This is a genomic window from Comamonas sp. HJ-2 (assembly GCF_053615495.1).
The window spans coordinates 51,863-74,811 of sequence record NZ_JBSIFD010000002.1 but is presented as its reverse complement, the minus strand read 5'-3'; the positions used below and the strand labels follow the sequence as shown (position 1 = coordinate 74,811).

The 22,949-nt window shown below is 63.0% G+C and carries 21 protein-coding genes; 14 read left to right on the top strand and 7 right to left on the bottom strand.

What is annotated here, in order from left to right:
- Nucleotides 1-46 precede the first annotated feature (46 nt).
- From recJ to ACWGXF_RS01840, 4 genes are read right to left on the bottom strand one after another with little or no spacing between them, the layout of a single operon-like run.
- The gene (gene recJ / locus ACWGXF_RS01855) at nucleotides 47-1,786 is read right to left on the bottom strand and encodes a single-stranded-DNA-specific exonuclease RecJ (RefSeq protein ID WP_054073519.1); all 1,740 of its coding nucleotides are present in this window, start codon (nucleotides 1,784-1,786) and stop codon (nucleotides 47-49) included.
- Nucleotides 1,783-2,754 carry a phosphoglycerate mutase gene (locus ACWGXF_RS01850; protein WP_054073520.1) on the bottom strand — a complete coding sequence of 324 codons (972 nt, stop codon included), beginning with the start codon at nucleotides 2,752-2,754 and terminating at the stop codon, nucleotides 1,783-1,785. Before ACWGXF_RS01850 ends, recJ begins: the two co-directional genes overlap by 4 nt.
- Before the next feature lie 52 nt (nucleotides 2,755-2,806).
- The gene (locus ACWGXF_RS01845; protein WP_256629817.1) at nucleotides 2,807-4,132 is read right to left on the bottom strand and encodes a sulfatase family protein; all 1,326 of its coding nucleotides are present in this window, start codon (nucleotides 4,130-4,132) and stop codon (nucleotides 2,807-2,809) included.
- 45 nt (nucleotides 4,133-4,177) lie between these two features.
- Entirely contained in the window at nucleotides 4,178-5,179 is a 1,002-nt protein-coding gene (locus ACWGXF_RS01840; protein ID WP_452101657.1) for a Bug family tripartite tricarboxylate transporter substrate binding protein, read from the bottom strand.
- Nucleotides 5,180-5,339: 160 nt separating this feature from the next.
- Here ACWGXF_RS01840 and ACWGXF_RS01835 point away from each other — a divergent pair, with 160 nt between their 5' ends.
- From ACWGXF_RS01835 to lolD, 3 genes are all read left to right on the top strand, one after another.
- Nucleotides 5,340-5,810, top strand: a complete 471-nt coding sequence (locus ACWGXF_RS01835) for a MarR family winged helix-turn-helix transcriptional regulator (protein ID WP_039049836.1) — start codon at nucleotides 5,340-5,342, stop codon at nucleotides 5,808-5,810.
- A 78-nt stretch (nucleotides 5,811-5,888) separates the two neighbouring features.
- Entirely contained in the window at nucleotides 5,889-7,142 is a 1,254-nt protein-coding gene (locus tag ACWGXF_RS01830) for a lipoprotein-releasing ABC transporter permease subunit (protein ID WP_003066109.1), read from the top strand.
- Nucleotides 7,135-7,824 carry a lipoprotein-releasing ABC transporter ATP-binding protein LolD gene (gene lolD / locus ACWGXF_RS01825; protein ID WP_003066112.1) on the top strand — a complete coding sequence of 230 codons (690 nt, stop codon included), beginning with the start codon at nucleotides 7,135-7,137 and terminating at the stop codon, nucleotides 7,822-7,824. The genes ACWGXF_RS01830 and lolD overlap by 8 nt, the downstream gene beginning before the upstream one ends.
- Here lolD and ACWGXF_RS01820 read toward each other — a convergent pair.
- Nucleotides 7,758-9,347 carry a methyl-accepting chemotaxis protein gene (locus ACWGXF_RS01820; RefSeq protein ID WP_452101656.1) on the bottom strand — a complete coding sequence of 530 codons (1,590 nt, stop codon included), beginning with the start codon at nucleotides 9,345-9,347 and terminating at the stop codon, nucleotides 7,758-7,760. The genes lolD and ACWGXF_RS01820 overlap by 67 nt on opposite strands.
- Before the next feature lie 169 nt (nucleotides 9,348-9,516).
- On the opposite strand from ACWGXF_RS01820, the gene ACWGXF_RS01815 reads away from it, so the two are divergent.
- The 9 genes from ACWGXF_RS01815 (at nucleotide 9,517) to ACWGXF_RS01775 (ending at nucleotide 18,738) form a co-directional block, all read left to right on the top strand.
- Nucleotides 9,517-10,338, top strand: coding sequence for a TatD family hydrolase (locus ACWGXF_RS01815; RefSeq protein ID WP_256629821.1), 822 nt, complete (start codon nucleotides 9,517-9,519; stop codon nucleotides 10,336-10,338).
- A 100-nt stretch (nucleotides 10,339-10,438) separates the two neighbouring features.
- Nucleotides 10,439-10,975, top strand: a complete 537-nt coding sequence (locus ACWGXF_RS01810; protein WP_012837165.1) for a DNA-deoxyinosine glycosylase — start codon at nucleotides 10,439-10,441, stop codon at nucleotides 10,973-10,975.
- A 15-nt stretch (nucleotides 10,976-10,990) separates the two neighbouring features.
- Nucleotides 10,991-11,854: a spermine/spermidine synthase domain-containing protein gene (locus ACWGXF_RS01805; RefSeq protein ID WP_012837166.1), complete on the top strand. Its 864-nt coding sequence runs from the start codon at nucleotides 10,991-10,993 to the stop codon at nucleotides 11,852-11,854.
- Nucleotides 11,855-11,921: 67 nt separating this feature from the next.
- On the top strand, nucleotides 11,922-12,284 hold the full coding sequence (locus ACWGXF_RS01800; RefSeq protein WP_256629822.1) for a FlxA-like family protein: 363 nt from the start codon (nucleotides 11,922-11,924) through the stop codon (nucleotides 12,282-12,284).
- 106 nt (nucleotides 12,285-12,390) lie between these two features.
- On the top strand, nucleotides 12,391-14,193 hold the full coding sequence (locus tag ACWGXF_RS01795) for a GspE/PulE family protein (RefSeq protein ID WP_256629823.1): 1,803 nt from the start codon (nucleotides 12,391-12,393) through the stop codon (nucleotides 14,191-14,193).
- A 191-nt stretch (nucleotides 14,194-14,384) separates the two neighbouring features.
- Complete coding sequence (locus ACWGXF_RS01790; protein ID WP_012837169.1) at nucleotides 14,385-14,873, top strand: tripartite tricarboxylate transporter TctB family protein; 489 nt, start codon at nucleotides 14,385-14,387, stop codon at nucleotides 14,871-14,873.
- A 15-nt stretch (nucleotides 14,874-14,888) separates the two neighbouring features.
- The gene (locus tag ACWGXF_RS01785) at nucleotides 14,889-16,400 is read left to right on the top strand and encodes a tripartite tricarboxylate transporter permease (RefSeq protein WP_012837170.1); all 1,512 of its coding nucleotides are present in this window, start codon (nucleotides 14,889-14,891) and stop codon (nucleotides 16,398-16,400) included.
- 126 nt (nucleotides 16,401-16,526) lie between these two features.
- Entirely contained in the window at nucleotides 16,527-17,834 is a 1,308-nt protein-coding gene (locus ACWGXF_RS01780) for a DUF3422 family protein (RefSeq protein WP_034356463.1), read from the top strand.
- 106 nt (nucleotides 17,835-17,940) lie between these two features.
- Nucleotides 17,941-18,738: an SDR family oxidoreductase gene (locus tag ACWGXF_RS01775; RefSeq protein ID WP_039049839.1), complete on the top strand. Its 798-nt coding sequence runs from the start codon at nucleotides 17,941-17,943 to the stop codon at nucleotides 18,736-18,738.
- A 66-nt stretch (nucleotides 18,739-18,804) separates the two neighbouring features.
- On the opposite strand, the gene ACWGXF_RS01770 is transcribed toward ACWGXF_RS01775, so the two are convergent.
- Nucleotides 18,805-19,704 (bottom strand): DMT family transporter, encoded by a 900-nt coding sequence (locus tag ACWGXF_RS01770; RefSeq protein WP_012837173.1) that lies wholly within the window; start codon nucleotides 19,702-19,704, stop codon nucleotides 18,805-18,807.
- Between the two features lie 150 nt (nucleotides 19,705-19,854).
- On the opposite strand from ACWGXF_RS01770, the gene ACWGXF_RS01765 reads away from it, so the two are divergent.
- Complete coding sequence (locus tag ACWGXF_RS01765; RefSeq protein WP_256629824.1) at nucleotides 19,855-20,670, top strand: NUDIX hydrolase; 816 nt, start codon at nucleotides 19,855-19,857, stop codon at nucleotides 20,668-20,670.
- Nucleotides 20,671-20,683: 13 nt separating this feature from the next.
- Here ACWGXF_RS01765 and ACWGXF_RS01760 read toward each other — a convergent pair whose 3' ends face one another.
- Nucleotides 20,684-22,348 carry a Na/Pi cotransporter family protein gene (locus ACWGXF_RS01760; protein WP_256629825.1) on the bottom strand — a complete coding sequence of 555 codons (1,665 nt, stop codon included), beginning with the start codon at nucleotides 22,346-22,348 and terminating at the stop codon, nucleotides 20,684-20,686.
- A 279-nt stretch (nucleotides 22,349-22,627) separates the two neighbouring features.
- Here ACWGXF_RS01760 and ACWGXF_RS01755 point away from each other — a divergent pair, with 279 nt between their 5' ends.
- A complete protein-coding gene (locus tag ACWGXF_RS01755; RefSeq protein ID WP_256629826.1) occupies nucleotides 22,628-22,915 on the top strand; it encodes a hypothetical protein in 288 nt (95 codons plus the stop codon).
- Nucleotides 22,916-22,949: the final 34 nt, after the last annotated feature.

Genomic DNA, 22,949 nt, shown 5'->3' with positions numbered 1-22,949 from the left:
GCAGCCGCCACGTTCGCGGTGGCGGCTGCCCAGGCTGGGGCGAGGATCAGAAGCCCATGTTGCCGGCACCGCCCTCGAAGTCCTGTGCGGCTTCCACGAGAAACTGCACCTTGCGTTCGCCGCGCCATTCGTTGATGTCCAGGCGATAGGCCAGGGTGGTGCGCGAGGGCAGCGGGTCGGTGTGGTTGAACCAGATGCCGTCGATCTTGGAGCCATGGTGCAGCAGCTCCAGCTTCAGGTGCTTTTCACCGACCAGGCGCTGCGAGGTGATTTCCAGCTCTTCGCTGAAAGTCGGCGCGGCAAAGCCCTGGCCCCAGACGGCCAGCTGCATTTGTTCGATCAGGCCGGTGTCCAGCCATTGGGGCGACAGCGGGCCATCGGTCTCCAGCCTGCGCGTCAGCGTTGCGGCATCCAGCCATTCCCTGGCGACCTGGGCAAAAGCCTTTTCGAACTCGTCAAAGTGCGCTTCTGCGATGGTGCAGCCTGCCGCCATGGCGTGGCCGCCAAAACGCAGTATCAGACCGGGGTGGCGCTTGCTGACCAGATCCAGCGCATCGCGCAGGTGAAAGCCTGGAATGGAGCGGCCCGAGCCCTTGAGCTCGTGTTCCTTGCCCGGGGCGCCGCTGGCTGCAAACACAAACGTGGGCCGGTGCAGCTTGTCCTTGATGCGCGAGGCCACCACACCGACCACGCCCTCGTGAAAGTCGGGGTCGAACACGCTGATGGCAGGCGGCGGCGTCATGCCGTCCTCGCAAAGGCCTTCGGCCATGAGCAGGGCATGCTCGCGCATGCTGACTTCGATCTCGCGGCGCTCGCGGTTGATGCTGTCCAGCATGCGTGCCAGATTGTCGGCGCGGCTGACATCTTCCGTGCTCAGGCACTCGATGCCTATGGTCATGTCTGCCAGACGACCGGCGGCATTGATGCGCGGGCCCAGGGCAAAGCCGAAGTCGATGGTGGTGGCCATGTCGAAGCGGCGGCCCGATGCCTCGAACAGCGCGCGTATGCCGGGCTGCATGACGCCTTTGCGAATCTGCTTGAGACCCAGTGCCACCAGGCGGCGGTTGTTGGCATCGAGCTTGACCACGTCGGCCACCGTGCCCAGTGCTACCAGGGGCAGCAATTGCTCGAGACGGGGCTGGTTGTGGCGGTCAAAGCGGCCGCGATTGCGCAGCTCGGTGCGCAGGGCCAGCAGCACATAGAACATGACTCCCACGCCGGCCATGGATTTGCTAGCGAACTCGCAGCCGGGCTGGTTGGGGTTGACGATGGCATCGGCCAGCGGCAGGTGGTCGCCGGGCAGATGGTGGTCGGTCACCACGACCGACATGCCCAGCTCCTTGGCCACGGCCACGCCTTCGACGCTGGCAATGCCGTTGTCCACGGTGATCAGCATGTCGGCACCGGTCTCCTTGACTCGGCGCGAGATGGGGGCCGTCAGGCCATAGCCGTCGACCACGCGGTCGGGCACCAGATAGTCGGCATGGGCCGCGCCCAGCATGCGCAGGCCGCGCAGGCCCACGGCGCAGGCCGTGGCGCCATCGCAGTCATAGTCGGCGACGATGCACAGGCGCTTTTGCGCGGTGATGGCATCGGCCAGGAGCTGCACGGCAGCATCGATGCCGCGCAGGCCCGAGGGCGGCAGCAGGCGCGCCGGGGCATCGTCCAATTCGTCGGCCGAGCAGACGCCTCGCGCTGCATAGAGCTGGGCCAGCAAGGGATGAATCTTGGCCTGCAGCAGTGCAGAGACACTGTCGTTGGGGATGGACCTGGGAATTATCTTCATAGCATTTCCCGTAGATCAGGCAGGCGTTTCGTGCCAAAAACACTTCTGATCTTGTCCATCAGGCCGCGTGGCTGGCTTTGCCATTGAACGGCATTGCGCTCGCCGCAGAGCGTGAGCTTGACCGGTTCTCCGCGGGCAGCCCGCTGCTGCAGCTCGGCGATCAGGCCGCTGTCCAGCGCCTGCCAGGCCTTTTGCCAGCCTTGCACATTGCCTTGCAGCGCGCTGTGGCGCAGATCATTCACGCACACGGTCCGGGAGTTCGCCGCGGGCAGGCTGGATAGGTCTCCAGTGCCATGCACCCAGAAAGAGTTGATGGGGGGCAGGCCACGTTCGGCACGCCGGTCGTTGAAGACATGGGTGTAGAGCAGCATCTGCAACTCGGTCTGCAGACGCTGAATGATGGCTCCCTGAATCGGGTCGGGCATCCACGGACGCACGTCGCGGCCCAGCGCGCGGTCCATCGATGCGGTGGCCAGGCCCTTGAAGGCCTCACCGCGCGCCAGCCAGAGGTCGGCGCGCAGATATTCCAGCGTGATGCCGTCGTCACTGAACCAGGGCGCGATCAGCGCCAGCAGCTGGCGGGATTCGTCTTCGTCCAGTGGCGCGCTGGCCGGGTCGGTCTGGTGGACCTGGTCCGGCGTGATATGCCAGTGGCAGGGAGTGATGAAGGCACAGGCCTGGCTGCTGTCTCCGGCCGCCAGCGCAGCCCAGGGAATCAGCCCGGGTGTATCGGGCAGCTGCATGCTGCGGGCCAGGGCGCGTTCATGCGGGGGGGAGAAGTCCATCTCGTCGCCCTGCACCAGCGTGGTCGGTGCCAGCGTTGCCAGCAAGGCCTGCAGGTGAGGGAGTTGCAAACCGTCCCATGCCTGGGGAATGTCGGCAGGGCCGCTGGCATAGGCAACAATGATTTCAGAGGCGCCTGTGCCCAGGGCTTGGGCGGCAGGCAGCAAAGGCGCGGTCAAAGACATGGGCGCTATTGTCGGGCATGGCCGCCGCCCGGGCATGGTGCGGGGTGCTTTGTCACCTCGCCGGCATATTTTTCAGGGTGTAGACCAGGCTGTAACTCGCATCATCGGCAATGGCGGGCATGCTGGCATTCCAGTCGTCCCAGCGCTGTCGCATGGCCTGCAGGCGCTCGGGGTGCTGGCCGGCCAGATTGGCACGCTCGCGTTCGTCCTGCGCCAGATTGAACAGGTATTCGTTGTCTTCCACGCGCAGGTATTTCCATTCGCCTTCGCGCAGCGCGCGCTGGTTGCGGTAGAGCATGCGCCAGTACAGCGGCCGGGCAAACTCCGCACCGTCGGTGCGCAGCACGGGCAGGATGGAGACGCCGTCCAGCGGGTAGTCCGGATCGGCGCTCACACCGGCTGCATCCAGCACCGTGGCCGACCAGTCCATGCTCATGCATTGTTGGGCGCTGCTGCGATGGGCCGCGATCACGGCAGGCCAGTGGACGATCCAGGGCACGCGGATGCCGCCTTCGGTCAGGTCCATCTTGCCGCCCACGAGAGGCCAGCTGTCCGAGAAGCGCTCGCCGCCGTTATCGCTGGTGAAGACGATCAGTGTGTTGTCCAGTTGGCCGTTCTTGCGCAGTGCTTCGACGATCCAGCCTATGCCTTCATCCATGTGATGAATCATGCGGCGGTACTGGTGAATATTGCCGCCCGCCAGATGCGTGATACCGGCGCCCAACTGCTCGGCAGTCTCACGGTCATCACGGGTTTCCCAGGGCCAGTGCGGCGCCGTGTAGTGCAGGCTCAGGAAGAAGGGGGCGTTGCCCTCGCTCATGCGGTTGACGAAGTCCACGCTGCGCTGGGACAGCAGGTCGGTCAGATAGCCTTCGTCGTGATGCTCCTCTTCGCCTACCCACAGATCGTGCTGGCCCGAGCTGCTCAGATGGGTGAAGTAATCCACGCCGCCCGACATGGGACCGAAGTATTCCTCGTAGCCAGAGCGCAGCGGACCGAAGTGGGGAGGGTAGCCCAGATGCCATTTGCCTATCAGTGCCGTGCGATAGCCCGCGCCCTTGAGCAGCGAGGCAACGGTGGGGATTTCGGGCGGCAGGCCCAGCTTGGCGCCCAGCGGCGTGCCGCGCGTCTTGCTGTTGATGGGCTCCTCGGCCGCGCCGCGCAAGCGGTATTGATAGCGGGCCGTGGCCAGGGCAAAACGCGTGGGCGAGCACACGGGTGAATTGGCATAGCCCTGGGTGAGCCTGAGGCCGTTGGCCGCCAGGCGGTCGAGCACCGGGGATACCGGGCCGAACTCGGCATCGCGGCCGCCGTAGCAGCCCAGATCGGCATAGCCGAGATCGTCGGCGACGATAAAGATGATGTTGGGGCGAGTCATGAAATGCGGGTCGTTGTCATGGGGGCTGATGGCTGGCGCAAGCGCTCATTCCATCTTCATGCCGGTGGCCTGGGCCAGAACCCGGTAACGCTCGGCCAGGGCCTGAATGCGCTTGACGGCCGCATCGCCTGTCAGCCCTTCGTAGACCATGTCGTTGACACGCATGCGTTCACGCAAAGTGCCGTCCTTCATGGCCTTCTCGAACTGGACCTGGATTTTCTGCACCAGCGGCTCAGGTGTGCTGCTGGGTACCCAGGCAGCGAAAAGCACTTCCTGCTGCAGCTCTTTATGTCCGAGCTCGCCCACGGATGGAACTTCCGGCAGCAAGGGGTTGCGCTGGGCCGTGGTCACGGCCAGCGCCGTGATCTTTCCAGTGGTCACATGGGGCAGCATGGCGGTGGAGCTGATGACGCCGCCGTCGACTTCGCCAGAGAGCATGGCCAGCGTGGCAGGTGCATTGCCTTTGTAGGGCACATGGTTGACCTTGGCTCTGGTGGCGTAAGTCAGGATGCTGGAGGCCAGATGGCCGGGGGTTCCATAGCCGGCGGACCCAGGGGTCAGGCCCTTGTCCTTGCCGCGGGCGATGAACTGCTCCAGTGTCTTGATATTTGTCTTGGGACTGACGGCCATCAGCATGCCTTGCGAGGCGAACACCATGACAGGACGCAGGTCGCCATTTTTGAACGGCATGCTTTTGTAGATCAGCGGGTTGACCGTGAAGCTCGTGTCCAGGCCGATCAGCATGGTGTAGCCGTCGGCGGCAGCCTTGGCGACGTAATCGGCTCCTATATTGCCGCCAGCGCCGGTGCGGTTTTCAACAACGAATGGCTGCTTGGTCTCACGTTGAAGCACTTCTCCGACGCCGCGCGCCAGTATGTCCACAGCCCCACCGGGAGCGAAGGCTGCTATCAGCCGAACTGGCTTGTGAGGCCAGGCGGCGACGGCTGCGCCATCGGCAGGCTGGGCCTGGGAGGCGAAGGCGCAGCAGCCCAGCAGCAGAGCCAGGCTGGTTTGAAGAAGGCGGCGGGGTGCAGTCAGGCGAGCCATGGAATCACTCTCTTGTCTGAGGGAAGAGCCGGCATTTGCGAAAATCCCCTGCACTTCCCTTTGTCTCTGTATTGGGAATGCACACTGTAGAAGTGACATCCACAATTGATCTAATCAACTCATCCCCGTGAATACCCGACAACCCACCTCCATTCAGCAAATGCTGCTGTTTCGCATCAGCCGCTTCTTTGGCGTGGCGGGCGGCATGGCCATGCGCATGTGCGAGGCCCGCTTCGGTCTGACGCGCCGCGAATGGGGTGTGATGGCGACGCTGGCGACGGAGGAGGGTTTGCTGTCCTCCAAGCTGGCGCAGAAGGTGCAGCTGGACAGGGCGCGCACTTCGCGGGCGCTCAGCGGCCTGGAGGAAAAAGGCTGGGTGCTGCGCAAGCCTCTGGATGGAGACCGTCGGCGCGTGGCCATTTATCTGACCGAGGAGGGGCGGCGCATGTACGGCCTGATCCTGCCCGAGATGGTCAAGATTCATGCCGACATCGTGTCCGTCCTCAGCGATGAAGAGCTGGCCTTGTTTGACGGCCTGCTGGCCAAGCTTCAGGCCCATGCGGTGACGCTGGAGCAGCAGGAGCAATACGCGGATCTGCCGCGCATAGGGCGCAGCAGGCCGCCCCGATAGAGGGTCGGTGGGCAGTCAAATTGCATAAGGCTGGCGCCGCCGGCAGGGCATTGCCGGCAATGCCACAATGCTGGCAACATGCAATTTCCCTACGAACTGGCCGTGGGCTGGCGCTATACCCGTGCAGGGCGCGCCACACGCCGCAATGGCTTCATCTCCTTTATCTCGGGTGTCTCCATGCTTGGCATTGCGCTGGGCGTGGCGGCGCTGATCATTGTGCTGAGCGTGATGAACGGCTTCCAGAAGGAAGTGCGGGATCGCATGCTCAGCGTCGTCTCCCATGTGGAAATCTACGCCCCGCAGGGCGCGCCTCTGCCTGATGTGGAGCGCACCATGCGCGAGGCCAGAGCCAACCCCGATGTGGTGGGGGCTGCGCCTTTTGTGGCGGCTCAGGCCTTGTTGGCGCGCGGCGAGGATATGAAAGGCGCCTTGGTGCGCGGTATCGATCCGGCGCGTGAGGGCGAGGTGACCGATCTGGCGGCCACCAGCGGCGAGGTGCTCAAGCGTCTGGTGCCCGGCGAGTTCAAGGTGGTGCTTGGCATCGAGCTGGCGCGCAATCTCGGTGTGAGCGAAGGCGATGTGATCACGTTGATCGCTCCCAGCGGACAGGTCACTCCGGCCGGCGTGCTGCCGCGCATGAAGCAGATGACGGTGGCCGGCACCTTCGATTCCGGTCACTACGAATATGACTCGGCGCTGGTGATGATGCATTACGAGGATGCACAGCGCATCTTCCGCCTGGAAGGGCCGACCGGCATTCGCCTCAAGCTCAAGGATTTGCACGAGGCCCCGCGCGTGGCGCATGAACTCGCTGACACCTTGACGGACCGCTTGTTCATCCGTGACTGGACGCAGCAGAACAAGACCTGGTTTGCCGCCGTGCAGCTCGAAAAACGCATGATGTTCATCATCCTGACCCTGATCGTGGCCGTGGCGGCTTTCAATCTGGTGTCCACCCTGGTGATGAGCGTGCAGGACAAGCGTGCCGATATTGCCATCCTGCGTACCCTGGGGGCCTCGCCCTCGTCCATCATGGGCATCTTCATGGTGCAGGGAGCCATGGTCGGTGTCATCGGTACCTTGGCCGGTCTGGCGCTGGGGCTGGCGATTGCCTTCAATATCGACGTCATCGTGCCGGCCATAGAGCAGGCGCTGCATGCCAACTTCCTGCCCAAGGACATCTACCTGATCAGCAAGATGCCCAGCGAGCCGCAGTCCACGGACATCGTGCCGATCGCCGTGATTTCCCTGATTCTTTCTTTTGTGGCCACGATTTACCCCAGCTGGCGTGCCAGCCGCGTGAACCCTGCGGAGGCACTGCGTTATGAATGATGTTGTGATGGGCCAGAGCGTGCTGGAGGCACGCGGCCTGACCAAGCGCTTTGCCGAAGGCAAGCTGGATGTGACCGTGCTGCAGGGAGTGGATCTGCAGGTTCAGGCGGGCGAGACACTGGCGATTGTCGGCGCCTCGGGTTCGGGCAAGTCCACCTTGCTGCACTTGCTGGGTGGGCTGGATGCTCCCTCCACCGGCAGTGTCAGCCTCATGGGCCAGCCCTTGCACCAGCTCAGCCCGCAAAAGCAGGGCGCGTTGCGCAACCAGCATCTGGGCTTTATCTACCAGTTCCATCATCTGCTGGCCGAGTTCTCGGCCCAGGAGAATGTGGCCATGCCGCTGCGCATTCGCCGCGATGCCAAGGAGGACTGCATGGATCGCGCGGCCGAGATGCTGCGCGCCGTGGGCCTGGGCCAGCGCATGGCGCATCGCCCGGCCGAGCTGTCGGGCGGCGAGCGTCAGCGTGTGGCCATTGCACGTGCCCTGGTCACGCGTCCGGCCTGCGTGCTGGCCGACGAGCCCACGGGCAATCTGGATCGCGGCACGGCCGATACGGTGTTTGCGCTGATGCTGGAGCTGGCGCGCAGCCATGGCACGGCGTTTGTGATGGTCACTCATGACGAAGGACTGGCCGCGCGTTGCGATCGCATGGTCAGGCTGGGGCAGGGGCAGCTGGCCTGACCTCCTGCCTGCCGACGGGCAAAGGCCCGGTCGCTGTCTTTGCAGCGCCGGGCCTTTTTCATGAAGTGCCTGGGGCGCTTTTCCTTTTTCAATAAGCGCCGACCGCCGCGTTCCGGATGGCGATCGTGGCCTGCTCGCGGGCCGAGGCCTGCAGCGGCACGGCAGGGCGCGGCAGGGCGCGGCTTGACCGAGCCTGGATGGGCTGAAACATCCTGCGCCGTCAGATCGTCGGTGACCTCGCGCAGCCTGGCGGACTGGGCCAGCGAGGTCTGCACCACCTCGCCCATGATCTGCGTGACCTGGCGCGAGGAGTTCACGATCTCGGCCATGGTGGTGCCGGCCTCGCGCACCTGGTTCACCCCCTGGGTGACCTGGGTGACGGAGGTCTGGATCAGCTGCTTGATCTCCTTGGCGGCTTCGGCGCTGTGCTGGGCCAGCTGGCGCACCTCATTGGCCACCACGGCAAAGCCGCGCCCCTGGTCGCCGGCGCGGGCCGCTTCCACGGCGGCGTTGAGCGCCAGCAGATTGGTCTGGAAGGCGATGGAGTCCATCATGCCGATGATGTCGCTGATCTTGCGCGAGCTGGCGCTGATGGATTCCATGGTGGTCACCACATCCTGCACGGTGCGGCCGCCGGCCTCGGCCACGCTGCAGGCGTCCTGGGCCAGCTCGTTGGCCTGGCGCGCATGGTTGGCGCTTTCGGTCAGACCTTCCACCGTGGCACGCAGGGTTTGGGCTGCGGTCACGCGGCGTGTGATGTTGGTGGCGAACTTGACGACTTTGAAGGGGCGCCCTTCTGCGTCGAGTATGGGGTTGTAGCTGGCTTCGATCCAGACCTGGCGGCCGGCCTTGCCTATGCGCAGGTACTGGCCGGCATCATGATGGCCCAGTGCCAGCTTGTGCCAGAAATGCTGATAGGCCGGGGACTGGCGCTCGTGCGGCTGGACGAACATGCTGTGGTGCCTGCCCACGACTTCGGCGAGAGAGTAGCCCATGGTCTGCAGGAACAGATCGTTGGCCGTGAGGATGTTGCCGTTCAGATCGAATTCGATGATGGCCTGCACCTTGGCAATGGCCTGGAGTTGGCCGCGGGCATCGTCTTCGTGCTGCTGCTGCTCGGTGATGTCGGTGGCGTACTTGATGACTTTGCGCGGCTGGCCCTGACTGTCGAAGATCGGGTTGTAGCTGGCCTGCAGCCACACATCCTCGCCCTGGCTGTTGATGCGGCGGTAGCGTCCGCTGTCGTGCAGACCCGCTGCCAGGCGCTGCCAGAACTGGGCGTACTCGACAGAGCCGCGGGTTTCCTCATCGACGAACATGCGGTGATGCTGGCCGATGATCTGTTCGGCGCTATAGCCCATGGTGCGCAGAAAGTTGTCATTGGCCGTCAGCACATGACCTTGCAGATCGAATTCGATCACGGCCTGCACCTGATCCAGCGCGGCCAGCTTGCCCTGCATGTCGGCGCGTTGATGACTTTGGCTCAGGCGTTGCCAGAGCGTGCTTTGCAGAAGTCCCGTCATAACTTGCTCCTTTGGCCGGTCGCGCAGGGCAGGGGGTGAAGTTGCTTAATGTTTTATTTGTTTCAATGTGTGAATCGTAGGACAAGACTGGAAACTGTCTGTAGTCACTTGACGTGTCATCGGCCGAGGTCGCCCTGCGCAAGCAGCCCAGCCGATGCATGATGTGTGGATGCCAACCTGGATAGATACCCATTGCCATCTGGATGCGCCCGAGTTCGCACCTGACAGAGATGCCGTGCGCGCCGCTGCGCAGGCCGCAGGCGTCACGCATCTGGTCATTCCTGCCGTGCAGCGCAGCCACTGGCAGGACGTGATTGCGCTTGCCCATCGCCATGGCGACAGCTATGCGCTGGGCATTCATCCGCTCTACACGCCCGACGCGCAGGAGTCCGATATCGCGGTGCTGCGTGAGTTGCTGAATCAGCAGCGCGGCGACCCGCAACTGGTGGCGGTGGGTGAAATCGGTCTCGACTTTTTTGTCCCCGGGCTGGACGAGCAGTGCCAGATCTGGTTCTACGAGCAGCAGATCCGGCTGGCACGCGAGTTCGAGTTGCCCGTGATCCTGCATGTGCGCAAGAGCAGCGATCGTCTGCTCAAGACCTTGCGTCAGCACAGGGTTGTGGGTGGCATTGCCCATGCGTTCAACGGCAGCGCCCAGCAGGCGCAGGCCTTCATTGATATGGGCTTCAAGCTGGGCTTTGGCGGTGCCATCACCTATGAGCGCGCGCTCAAGCTGCGTGAGCTGGCGGCCAGCCTGCCGCTGGAGGCGCTGGTTCTGGAAACCGACGCTCCCGATATTCCGCCGCACTGGCTCTACACCACGGCCGAACAGCGTGCGGTCGGTCAGCCTCAGGGGCGCAACAGCTCCGCCGAGCTGCCGCGCATTGCGGCGGAGATCGCGCGGCTGCGCGGCATGGGCATTGAGCAGCTGGCGCAGGCCTGCACGGCCAATGCACGTAAGGCGCTCAAAGGGCTGCCGGCACTCCCCTAGATGGGGCAGTAGCTATCCTTTGCAGGCAAAGAGGCTCATGCTCATCTTTTTGAATGTCAGCCCAAGATCCAGGATGATGATGGCTGGGCGACAATAGGGCATGACCGAGGATTCTTCTGCCACCGTGACAGAGACAGGCCCGCGCTGGCAGGGGCTGGCCGCGGTGGCCGATGGCCGCACGCGGGCCCTGGTGCTGGGCAGCTTTCCGGGCCTGAAGTCGCTGCAGCTGGCGCAGTACTACGCCCATCCGCAAAACCAGTTCTGGCCGCTGCTGCAGGCCTTGTGGCCCCAGCATCTGCAGCCGCCACGTAGTGATTACGCGGGCCGCTGCGAATGGCTGCTGGCACGCGGGCTGGGTCTGTGGGATGTGTATGCGAGCTGCGAGCGCGAGGGTAGTCTGGATAGCGCCATTCGCGCGGCCCAGGTCAACGACTTTGCCGGACTGCGTCAGCGCTGTCCTGATCTGCAACTGGCGTTGCACAACGGCGGCGAGAGCTATAAGCATGCCCGTCAGACCGAGGCACTGGGGCTGATCGCCCTCAAGCTGCCATCCACCAGCCCGGCCAATGCCGGCTGGTCGTTCGATAGAAAACTGCAGGCTTGGCGCCATGCGCTGGCGGCCCATGGCCTGCTTTGAAGATTGGTGTGAAACGTGATCCGTAAAACCCGTGGCGGTGCCAAATCCGCGCAAGACAAGAATGTGGCCAGCGTCCAGGAGCTGCCCGAAGTCAGCGTCTCCGACGACGGCGATATCCGCTATCTGCATCTGGGCACGCCCTGGGTCCAGGGCTCCATGCGTATTCGCGATCCTTTTGATATCGATCTGGAGTATGTGCAGCGCATGATGGGCTGGCTGCTGTTTGCCGAGCCTGCTGAAGTGCCCCGGATGCACGCCATGCAACTGGGTCTGGGAGCGGCCGCCATCACCAAGTTCTGTCACAAGAAACTGCGCATGAAGACCACGGCGGTCGAGCTGAACCCTCAGGTCCTGGCCGTGTGCCGCAGCTGGTTCAAGCTGCCGCCCGACAGCAGCACGCTGCAGGTGGTGCTGGCCGATGCGGCTCAGGAAATCAAAAAGCCCGAATGGCAGGGTACGGTCGATGCGCTGGCCGTCGATCTGTACGATCACGAAGCGGCGGCTCCCGTGCTCGATAGCGCCGAGTTCTATGCCGATTGCCGCAATCTGCTGACCGAGGACGGCATCATGACCGTCAACCTCTTTGGCCGCTCCTCAAGCTTTGACAAAAGCCTGGATCAGATGGCCCAGGCTTTTGGCGAGGATGCGCTCTGGGCCTTCCGCCCCACACGCGAAGGCAATACCGTGGTGCTGGCGCAGCGCACACCGCGTGTTCTGCAGGGCGCCGAGCTGGATCTGGCCTGCGATCAGGTGCAGGCCCGTTGGGACCTGAACACCACCCGCTGGGCCAAGGTGTTTGTGCCTGCACGCGATGCAGAGGCAGGCAGCAAGACGGCCAAAGCCAAAGTCAGCCGCATCGGCCGGGGTGCTACCGTGTAATTGCAAAGCCTGAGTAAAGTGATTGTGTCGGCCTTGATGGTGGCGGTTTTCTGCCGATGATATGGACATGACGATCAGTGCCATCTCCTCCAGTTCTGCCGGTTCGGCCCCTTCGGGGGCTGGCGTGGCATCGCGTATCCAGCAGCTGCAAAAGCAGATCAAGGATGCCACCAACGAACTCAAGGAAGTTGCCAACAGCGACGCTGATGCCAAAACCAAGGAGCAGCAGGCGCAGCTGCTGCAGGCGAAGATTCAGATGTTGCAGGCCCAGATAGAGGCCTTGCAGAACCAGCAGGCACAGCAAGCCCAGCAGGCTGCCCAGCGTGGGACCGAGGCAGTCCAGCAAAAGCGGGATGAGCAGGTGCAGAGCAGAAGTCGCGGCAATCCGGGCCAGGGCGGCCTGGGCGGACTGCTGGACGAATACGCCTGAGCTGCATCAGAGATGAGTGCCATCGTCCACCTGCTTTGTATCGTCCTAGTCAGGAGCGTGGGCCGATGGCGGTACAGTCAAGGCAGTTTTGTTGCCACTGCCGCCCATGTCATTGACTGAATCCCTTCTGTCCCAGTCCATCAAGCCTGCTCAATACCAGGGACCGCTGGACTGGCGCAAGCTGGTGCAATGGTTGCAGGAAGACGCTGTGATCACGGCGCAGGAGGCCGAGCGCACGGTTGCGCGCTGCTCGGCCGCGGAGAGCGCGCAGCTGCCGCTGGTGCGGCTCGCCAATGTCGGTGTTGTCAGCGCCCAGACGCGTCTGCCGCTGGACCTGGAGACCCTGACCCAGTATCTGGCACAGCGCAGCGGTCTGGCCTATCTGCGCATCGATCCGCTGCGCGTGGATGTGGGCCGCGTGGGTGAGGTCATGAGCGCCAGCTACGCCGAGCGCCACAAGGTGCTGCCCGTGCAGGTGACGGCCAAGGAGGTGGTGATTGCCACGGCCGAGCCCTTCATCAGCGACTGGGTGAGCGAGGTGGAGCGGCAGGCACGCCGCAGCGTGCGCTGCGTGGTGGCCAATCCGCAGGATATCAAGCGCTATACGGCAGAGTTCTTCGCCCTGGCCAAGTCCGTGCGTGCGGCGGAGAAAGCCGGTGGCGCGACCGGCGGCGCCAGTTTTGAACAGCTGGTGGAGCTGGGCAAAAGCAACAAGCAGCTCGATGCCAACGACCAGGGCGTGGTACGCGTGGTGGACTGGCTGTGGCAGTATGCCTTTGACCAGCGGGCCAGCGATATTCATCTGGAGCCCAGACGCGAGCAGGGCGTGATCCGCTTTCGCATCGACGGCGTGCTGCATCCGGTCTATCAGATGCCCATGGGCGTGCTGAATGCCATGGTGGCGCGCGTCAAGCTGCTGGGGCGCATGGATGTGGTGGAAAAGCGCCGCCCGCTGGATGGCCGCATCAAGACGCGCAACCCGCGCGGCGAGGAAGTGGAAATGCGCTTGTCTACCTTGCCCACGGCCTTTGGCGAGAAGATGGTGATGCGCATCTTCGACCCGGAGAACACGGTCAAGAACCTGGATGCGCTGGGCTTCAGTGCCCATGACGCGCAGCGCTGGGAAGATCTGGTCAAGCGCCCGCACGGCATCATTCTGGTCACCGGCCCCACGGGATCGGGCAAGACCACCACGCTGTACTCCACGCTCAAGCGTGTGGCGACCGAGGAGGTCAATGTCAGCACGGTGGAAGACCCCATCGAAATGATCGAGCCCAGCTTCAATCAGACCCAGGTTCAGCCCCAGCTCGACTTCGGCTTCACCGAAGGCCTGCGTGCGCTGATGCGTCAGGACCCGGACATCATCATGGTGGGCGAGATTCGCGATCTGGCCACTGCCGAGATGGCGGTGCAGGCCGCACTGACCGGCCACCTGGTCTTCTCCACGCTGCACACCAACGATGCACCCAGCGCCGTCAGCCGCCTGATGGAGCTGGGCGTGCCCTCCTATCTGATCAACGCGACCTTGCTGGGCGTGCTGGCCCAGCGTCTGGTGCGCACGCTGTGCTCCAGCTGCAAGGTGCGCGATGAAGACGCCAAGCCCGAGGATCTGGCCGAATCGGTCAAGCCCTGGAAACTGACCGGCAGTTACCAGCCCTACAAGCCCGTGGGCTGTGAGGACTGCCGCATGACAGGCTACCGCGGCCGCATGGGTCTGTACGAGTTGCTGATGGTGACCGAGGCCCTCAAGAAGCAGATTCACGATGCTCCGTCGATGGACGTTCTGCGCCGTCAGGCCGTGCAGGACGGCATGCGCCCTCTGCGCCTGGCCGGGGCTTTGCGCGTTGCCGAGGGCGTGACCACCTTGCCCGAGGTGCTGGCCTGCACGCCGCTGATGAGCGAAATCTGAAAGGCTGTGTGTTGGTGCTTGCTTCTGGTTTGGTGCAGTAAGAGAAAGTCGGTATTGGCCTGGGTTGAATGCGGTAAATGTGTACAAAGCGTCGGCATTAGGGTATGCCCTCTGTAGGTGGAATCCACATCAATTTGGCATTTCTATGAAACGAGAATCGCCAAGTCGTGATTTCCGTAAGGAGACGTTTTGTGAAAATCAAGAGCCAAAAAGACTTTTTCTCCGGTCTGATGTTCTTGGTCGTCGGTCTCGCATTTGCGATCGGCGCATCCAACTACACCATTGGCACCGGTGCCCGCATGGGTCCAGGTTACTTCCCTCTGATTCTGGGTGTGCTCATGGCCATCCTGGGTGCAGCCATCTGCATCGGCGGCCTGACCAAGGGCCCCGAAGGTGGTGACAAGATCGGCAAGTGGGCCTGGAAGCCAGTGTTCTTCATCCTGGCTGCCAACTTTGCCTTCGGCATCTTGTTGGTGGGCGTGCCTGCTGTGGGTATCCCTCAGTTCGGTCTGATCATCGCCATTTACGCGCTGGTCTTCATCGCCAGCCTGGCAGGTCAGACTTTCAACCTCAAGGAAACAGCAGTCCTGGCCACCATCCTGGCCGTGGGCAGCTATTTCGCTTTCGTGTGGGCGCTGAATCTGCAGTTCCCCGTGTGGCCTAGCTTCATCGCTGGCTAATCAGGAGCATCGTCCATGGATCTGATTCAGAACTTGTCGACGGGTTTTGGCGTGGCTTTCACGTTCCAGAACCTGATCTACTGCTTTGTGGGCTGTCTGCTCGGTACGCTGATCGGTGTGCTGCCAGGTATTGGCCCAGTGGCGACCATCGCCATGCTGCTGCCCGCCACTTACGCCCTGCCCCCTGTGGCGGCGCTGATCATGCTGGCTGGTATTTACTACGGTGCCCAGTACGGTGGCTCCACCACCGCCATTTTGGTGAACCTGCCAGGTGAATCCTCGTCGGTGGTGACCGTGATCGACGGCTACCAGATGGCGCGAAAAGGTCGAGCAGGCCCTGCGTTGGCAGCGGCCGGTATCGGCTCCTTCTTCGCTGGCTGCGTGGGCACCGTCATCCTGGCTGCCTTTGCTCCTCCGCTGACCGAAGTCGCTTTCAAGTTCGGCCCCGCCGAGTACTTCTCGCTGATGACCCTGGGTCTGATTGGTGCCGTGGTGCTGGCCTCCGGCTCGCTGCTCAAGGCGATCGCCATGATTGTGCTGGGTCTGCTGCTGGGCATGGTCGGTACCGACGTGAACTCCGGCGTGGCTCGTTACAGCTTCGACATTCCTGAGCTGACCGACGGCATTGACTTCGTCGTGATTGCCATGGGTGTGTTCGGTTACGGCGAAATCATTGCCAACCTGTCCAAGCCCGACGACGAGCGCGAAGTGTTCGCCGCCAAGGTGACCGGTCTGATGCCCACAGGCGAAGACTTCAAGCGCATGATTCCTGCCATGCTGCGCGGCACGGCCCTGGGTTCGGCCCTGGGTATCCTGCCCGGTGGCGGTGCCATGCTGTCGGCCTTTGCTGCCTACACCATCGAAAAGAAGACCAAGCTGAAGCCCGGCGAAGTTCCTTTCGGTCAAGGCAATATCCGTGGCGTGTGCGCTCCCGAGTCGGCCAACAACGCCGGTTCGCAGACATCGTTCATTCCTCTGCTGACCCTGGGTATCCCTCCCAACGCCGTGATGGCGCTGATGGTAGGTGCCATGACGATTCACAACATCCAGCCCGGTCCTCAGGTGATGACCAGCAACCCAGAACTGTTCTGGGGTCTGATCGCCTCCATGTGGATTGGCAACCTGATGCTGATCATCTTGAACCTGCCGCTGATCGGTGTCTGGATCAAGCTGCTGACCGTGCCTTACCGCTGGCTGTTCCCGTCCATCGTGTTGTTCTGTGCTATCGGCGTGTACGGTACCAACAACAACGCATGGGACGTGTGGATGGTGGGTATCTTCGGCTTCATCGGCTATGTGTTCCACAAGCTGGGTACCGAACCTGCTCCTCTGCTGCTGGGCTTCATCCTGGGCCCGATGATGGAAGAAAACCTGCGCCGTGCCCTGCTGCTGTCGCGTGGTGACTGGTCCGTGTTCGTGACGCGTCCCATCTCCGCCTGCCTGCTGGCTGCCGCCGTGGTGCTGCTGGTGATCGTGCTGATGCCCGCAGTGAAGAACAAGCGTGAGGAAGCTTTCGTGGAAGACTGATCGTCAACCTGATCGCTGATCATCGTTAAAGCGGCCCTTCCGGGGCCGCTTTTTTTATATGAGGACCTTTGTTTCTGGGACTATGGATTAGGGCGGCAAAATAGCTGCAGTTATTCGAAAGATTGCATGGCCTTGTCTTTATTGCCCGCGCAGCACCCTCAGCGGGTCTTGCTGCACAACGAAATTCATGCCCGTCCTGCGGAAATCATGCAGGCCCCTCTGGCCATCACGCATATCGTGATGCTCACCGATGCGGCCCAGCGTGAAGCCAGTCGCGAACATGTGGCGGCCCTGCTGCGCAACCACCATCGCCCTCTGCCCGATGCGGCAACCACCCACGTGCTGATCGACCTGGGGGCGTTTCGCCTGCGTTGGGAGCAGCACACCGAGTTCGTGGCCTGGACCTTCACCACGCCCATGGCCCAAGCCGGCGTGGCCGATGTGCGCGAGCCCGAGACAGCCATCGACGCCGTTCCGCGCGACTGGCTGGCAACCCTGCCAGGGCAGTGCCTGAGCAGTCTGCATCTGTGGGCGCTGAACGAGCAGGATGTGGACCCGCAATATCTGATGCGCCACATGCTGCAAGCCGATACTTTGGTCGGCTCGCGCGTCTCCGGCGGTGCGGGGGCCATCTTTACCGACTTTGCGATTCACCCTGACGGCTTCTCGCGCATGCTGCTGCTCGCCGGTGCCGATCTGTCCCCGCGCCGCCTGGGCCGTCTGGTGCAGCGCGTGCTGGAGATCGAGACCTATCGCATGGCGGCGCTGCTGGGCCTGCCCGCCGCACGCAAGGCTGCAGCCGTGCTGGCCACGGCCGAGCGTGAACTGGCCGAGCTGGCCAATGCCATTCGCGCTGCCGACCGCGACACCGAACCGGCGCTGCTGGACCGCCTGACGCGGCTGGCGGGCCAGGTGGAGAGCGAATATGCGGCCACGCATTCGCGCTTTTCGGCCAGTTCCGCCTATTTCGAGCTGGTAGACAGGCGTATTCAGGAAATTCAGGAGACGCGGGTGGATGGCATCCAGACCATCCGTGAATTCATGGACCGGCGACTTACACCTGCGCGTGCCACCTGCGAATGGGCGACACGCCGTCAGAATGCGCTGTCCGAGCGAGTCTCCCGTGTCAGCAGTCTGTTGCGCACGCGCGTCGAGATCGAGCAGCAGCAAAGCAGCCAGCAGCTGCTGGGCACGATGAACGACCGCCAGGGCACCCAGCTCAAGCTGCAGTCCACGGTGGAAGGCCTGTCGGTCGCGGCCATCACCTACTACATCACCGGCCTGATCAGCTATCTGGCCAAGGGCGGGCAGAAGCTGGGCTGGCCCTGGTCGCCCGAGTCGACGGCGGCCGTGGCCATTCCGGTTGTGGCACTGGGCGTCTGGTGGTCGCTGCGCAGGCTGCACCACAAGCTGTTTCATGGTCGCAGTCATTGAGCATGAAATTGGATGCCAGCGCTTTCTGATAAAGCTCTAGCAGTTATTGATTTTGATAGCGTCGGGCAGTTTGTCCGGCTTGGAAACTGTGTGAAAGGACACTGACATGGACTTTGGTATCGCCGGGCGCTGGGCTCTGGTCTGCGGCGCCAGCAAGGGTTTGGGTTTTGGCTGTGCCAAGGCTCTGGCCGAAGAGGGAGTGAATCTGGTCATCAACGCCAGAAACGCCGAGGCATTGCAGCTGGCCGTGCAGAAGCTGCAAGCCATTGCTCCTCAGATCAAGGTCATCGGTGTCGCCGCAGACATCACCACGCCAGAAGGCCGCACCGCAGTGTTCGAAGCCGCCGGCGGCCCGGGCAAGGACTACGACATCGTCGTGACCAACGCCGGTGGCCCGCCTCCTGGCGACTTCCGCACCTGGGATCGTGAGGCCTGGATCAAGGCGGTGGACGCCAATATGCTGACCCCCATCGAGCTGATCAAGGCTACGGTGGATGGCATGGCTGCGCGTGGCTTCGGTCGCATCGTCAACATCACCTCGAGCGCGGTCAAGGCGCCCATCGACATCCTGGGCCTGTCCAACGGTGCGCGTAGCGGTCTGACGGGCTTTGTGGCCGGCCTGGCGCGTTCGGGCATCGCCGCCAAGGGCGTCACCATCAACAGCATACTGCCCGGCAAGTTCGACACCGACCGTCTGGTGGCAACCCATCAGGCTGCGGCCAACAAGAGCGGCCAGGACCTGGATGCCGTGCGCCAGGCCCAGGCTGCCCAGATCCCTGCCAAGCGCTTTGGCACGGCCGAAGAGTTCGGCGCCATCTGTGCCTTCCTGTGCAGCCGCCAGGCCGGCTATATGACGGGCCAGAACATCCTGCCCGACGGCGGTCTGTATCCCGGCACTTACTGATCCGTGATCGAGTGCTGAAACGACAAAGCCCCGCAATGCGGGGCTTTTGTCTGGGTGGGAAGCCGCTTATTTGCGGGATGATACGACGATGCCGGTCACGATCAGCGCAAACGCAAGCGCGTGGTAGAGGTGCGGGGTTTCGCCGAGCACGGGAATCGACAGCAGGGCCGTGAACAGCGGAATCAGATTGCCGAAGAAGCCCGCAATGGCGGGCGTGGCGCGCTGCACGCCCATGCCCCAGAAGCGATAGGCCAGAATGGCCGGGCCCACGGCGATGAACAGCAGGCTGCCCAGCAGCGGCCAGCCCGGCACCAGGCGGAACTCGCCCAGCAAGGCTTCGCCGCCCGTGAAAAGGCCGGACCAGAGCAGGCCGAAAACGATCTGTGCGAGCAGAAAGCTGGCCCAGTGCGATTTCACTTCCTGGGGGCCGGTGCTGCGCGACAGCAGCCAGGTGTAGAAGGCCCAGGCAATCGTCGCCAGCACCATGAACAGGTCGCCGGGCACAAAGCGCAGAGCAAGCAGCGTCTGCCAGTCGCCGCGCGACATCACCACCGCCACGCCCAGCACCGACAGCAAAGCCCCGCCCATCTGCCGGCGGCTGATGCGAATGCCCCAGCACAGCCGGCCTATGGCCAGCATCCAGACCGGCATGCTCGAGCTCACCAGCGTCACGTTCAGCGGGGTCGAGGTCTTGAGCGCCAAGTACAGCAAGGCGTTGTAGCAGCCTATGCCAAGCAGTCCCAGCAGCATGTACTGCCGCCACAGTGGCCAGATCGGACTGTCTTTGCGCAGCACCCGCCATGCCAGCGGCAACAGCAGCACAAAGGCGATGCACCAGCGCAGGAAGTTGAGTGCAAAGGGCGAGATCAGATCGTGAGCGAGGCGGCCCACGATGGCATTGCCGGCCCAAAGTGCCGGAGCCAGGCTGAGCATGGCGACCGTGGCGGGTTTCAGGGGGGAATTCATGGGGTGTCACTGTAACGCGCGGCAGCTGGCCTCCGGACCTGCAGCGCCCTGCGCCAGCGGCTGTTGCCGCCAAACTGGCGAGCATCAATAGTGATGCAAGCCTTCCCGTTTTGCGAAGCTGAGCACAATGCAGTGCATGGGAGATTTTTCATGAAGCAGCAAACCACGTCGCTCCAGCAGCAATGGCTGCAGGCACAGCAGGCCATGGCCAGCAGGCAGCCTCTGCGCCCGCGCCAGCCGCTGTGCATTGATGATCAGCAGATCGGCAGTATCGAGGAAGACTTTGCGCGCAATCTGGGGTCTGATCTGCTGGCGGCGCACGAGGTCGACTTGCAGTCGGTTGCCGGGAAATGGCTTCTGAAGGGAGAGGGCGGGGCGACCGAGAACCTGAACCGGCTGGCACAGGCCATGCGCAGCGCCGGTCTTGCCGGTGCCTGGCGCAACGAACAACTGGCGGTCTGCAATGCCGAGGGCCGGCAACTGGCCACCGTCGAGCGTGGTGCCGTGCGGCCGCTGGGCATTGCCACCAGAGCCGTGCATCTGGTGGGCGTTTGCGCGGATGGCTCGATCTGGGTGCAGCAGCGCTCGGAGGACAAGGCCAACAACCCCGGCATGTGGGATACCTTGATGGGCGGCATGGTCTCGGCGACAGATGGTCTGGTCGAGGCGCTGGCGCGTGAAACCTGGGAGGAGGCCGGTCTGCATGTGGCAGAACTCGGCGAGCTTCGGCACGGCGGAAATGTGATGTTCGCAAGACCCAGCGACGAAGCAGAGGGACAGGGCTATATGGTCGAGCGCATAGACTGGTTCTCGGCCCTGGTACCCGATGCGCTGCAGCCTGTGAATCAGGATGGCGAGGTACAGCGTTTCGAGCGGCTGGAGCGGACCGAGGTCCAGGGCTGGATGCTGCAGGGGCGCTTCACCCCCGAGGCCTCCCTGGTGCTTGCCGCCTACATGGGATGGTAGGGCGGCAGAGCAGCTAGCGCTGGTTCTCCAGTGCGGTGGACTTGAGCCGGCTGGGCGCCAGGGCTCCGGCCTGCTCGAGAATCGGGTAGGCCACCGAGCACAGCAGCGAGTTGATGCGCTTGAGGTCGCTGATCATGTCGATATGCAGGGAGCTGGTCTCTATGCTCGATACCGTGTGCTGCGACAGGCGCTCCAGATGGGTGGCCGAGTAGGCCAGTTCCAGATCGCGAAAGCGCGCTTTTTCCTCGAGCAGCTTTTGCGCCTCGCGCACATTGCCATTGAGGAAGACGCTCATGGCCAGGCGCAGATTGTCCAGCAGATGCTGGGTCAGCTCGTGAATTTCCTGTTTTCCGGCGGCCGAGAACTGACGGCCCTTCTTGATCTTCTTGTCTTCCAGATCCAGCAGTACGCGCTCGATGATGTCGCCGATCTGCTCCATATTGATGGTGAAGCTGATGATTTCCGTCCAGCGCTGACCTTCGCGCTCGTCGAGTTCGGCGCGCGAGATCTTGGTCATGTAGTACTTGATGGCCGAGTACAGATCGTCCACCGTGCCTTCCAGGTGGCGCACTTCCTCGGAGAGCTTGGCATCGTCGGTTTCAGCCACTTTTTGCAGGCCGATCAGCATGGACTCCACCACGTCGGCCTGATGCAGTGACTCGCGCACGGCGCAGGTGATGGCCAGCGAAGGGGTGGATAGGGCCGAGGGGTCCAGGTGGCGTGGGCGCAGCAGCTTGGCTGCACTTTCTTCCTCGGGCTTGGGCAGCATGGAGGTCACCCAGCGGGCCACGAGTTGGGTCAGGCCGATGAAGCACAGGCTGTTGAAGACATTGAACGCCAGATGGAACATCACCACGTTCTGGCCGGCGTTGGGCAGATAGGGCTGGGCGTACTGCGACCACAGCCCGATAAAGGGCGCGACGATGGCCACGCCCATGATCTTGAACAGCAGATTGCCTATGGTGACCTGGCGCTCCTCCACCGCCGATTTGGCGGTGGTGAGCGCCGCGACCAGGCCGCTGCCCAGATTGGCGCCCAGGGTCAGGCCCAGAGCCACATCCAGCGGAATGGCGCCGGAGCTGGCCATGGCCGCAATCAGCAGCACCACGGCCAGGCTGGAGTAGGCCAGCACGGCCAGTACCGCGCCCAGCAGCAATTCCATGAACAGATCACTGCTGACCGAGGCCAGCAGGGTGCGCACGGCAGGGGCCTGCAGCAGGGGCTCGGTGGCTTCCACCACCAGGCGCAGGGCCAGCAGCATCAGGCCCAGGCCGATGAGCACGCGGCCGATACGACCGGGCTTGGAGTCCTTGCGCGAGATATAGAGCACCACGCCGACAAAGATGAACAGTGGCGACAGCCAGGAAAGATCGGTGGAGAACAGCACGGCCATCAAAGCCGTGCCGACATCGGCACCGCGCATCACGGCCAGGGCCGAGGGCAGGGTGATCAGACCCTGGCCTACAAAGGACGAGGTCATCAGCGAGGTGGCCGTACTTGATTGCACCAGGGCCGTGACGCCCATGCCAGATAGTGCTGCCGAGAAACGGTTGCTCATGCTGCGGGCGAGAATGTTGCGCAGGTTTGCGCCGAAGACCTGCAGAACGCCGGTGCGAACCATCTGAGAGCCCCAGATCAAGAGGGCAATGGCTGCTAAAAGATTCAATAAATGCTTCATGTTCTGCCCGCGAAGGAGCGACCTAATATACCCCTGAGTGAGGCCGGTCTGCCCCGATGGCTCACTCTTCACGCACAAATAAGTGCGGAATAAGGAACACAATAGAACAAAAACGAATTATTCGAAACATCGTTTCTACGGATGAGATTTCAGAGGCGACCGAGTTTTCCGTATATCGGTATTGCGTTCGATGCTATTAAAAAGGCAGGTTCATGATTCCGGTCATGCCCGGTGCTGTTGCGGTGGGCTTTCTTTTGATGTTGCTGGCAGCCGTGGCATTTGCGGCGCGGCAAGCCCAGGCGGCCGCTGCGCATCTGGCAATGGGTGGTGGCGGTATTGCTGTCCATCTCCACGCTGCTCGGGCCGGCGCAGATTGCATGGATCGATCAGCGGCAGGTACAGCAGATGGCCGAGCAAGAACAGCTGACGCACATCACGCTGGTTCAGTCCGCGGTCCGGGGCGGCATCATCTTGTCTGCGGGCAGCCATATTCGGCGCGATATGCCTGAAGGTGCTGCCGAGCCCGTCTACGAGTCGGCCGAATCCGGCCGGAGCGGGGCGGAATAAGCAAGGCCCGCTGTCTGCTAGAGAGGCAGCGGGC